Origin of the sequence: Massilia sp. CMS3.1 (assembly GCF_051262535.1) — a bacterium.
Taxonomy (GTDB): domain Bacteria; phylum Pseudomonadota; class Gammaproteobacteria; order Burkholderiales; family Burkholderiaceae_D; genus Telluria.
Genome location: NZ_JBIMES010000078.1, coordinates 1 through 811 on the forward strand (window position 1 = coordinate 1; position 811 = coordinate 811).

Here is an 811-nt window from a genome sequence, read left to right on the forward strand (position 1 = left end):
ACACGATATCGGTCCTGCCGGCTGTACGTATGTCCAGGGCATCTATCACAGCACGTCGGGTTCGATCAAGAACAACGTGGTCTACCGCGTCGGTTCGGCAGCGATCCACCTGTGGCACGATGCGACCAATGTGAAAATCACCAACAACACGGTGAGTGCGTCGAACTTCGGCATCATCGTCGGCGGCGGCGATTATTACTTCACGAGTGCCGGCGCGAACAATGTCGCCGTACACAACAACATCGTGTACGACAACAAGTACGGTATTTCGGAACAGGGCAAGACCGGCACCGGCAACACTTACCAGAACAACCTGGTGTTCAAGAACACGACGTATGACTGGCAGTTGAGGAATAGCCTGAAGCACACCGGCACCATCGCGTCGGATCCGCTGCTGGCCGGTTACTCGCGCACCGCCGCGATGCCGAACTTCAAGCCGAGCACCAGCTCGCCAGTGATCGGCCGCGGTACGGCAAGCTTTGCCCACCCGACCGACATCGACGGCAAGCCACGTAATACCGGCACCGGTGTCGATATCGGGGCTTACCAGCATTAATCACGAAGTGTGAGATCGCTCGTCAAGCCTGTCGGCTTGACTCGCCCCGCGCAGCCGCAAGGCGCGCGGGTTTTTTACGTCCTTCGCACAGGCACGGTGGCCATCTCCAACAGGGAAGTTGAGGTCAAAAACCAGGGTTCGCGCCTCCGGAAGCGGAACAGCAATAATTGTTTCTTGAGGCAAAGAACATTTATTACAATGATACACATAGGAAATTTATTTACGAAAACGTTGAACTTAGGAAGTTTCCACAGC

The 811-nt window shown here is 55.5% G+C and carries 1 protein-coding gene; it reads left to right on the forward strand.

Going from position 1 to position 811, the window contains the following annotated elements:
- Nucleotides 1–556: choice-of-anchor Q domain-containing protein (locus tag ACHAC9_RS24500; protein ID WP_435764418.1), on the forward strand; the 556-nt coding region annotated here is incomplete at its 5' end.
- Nucleotides 557–811: the final 255 nt, after the last annotated feature.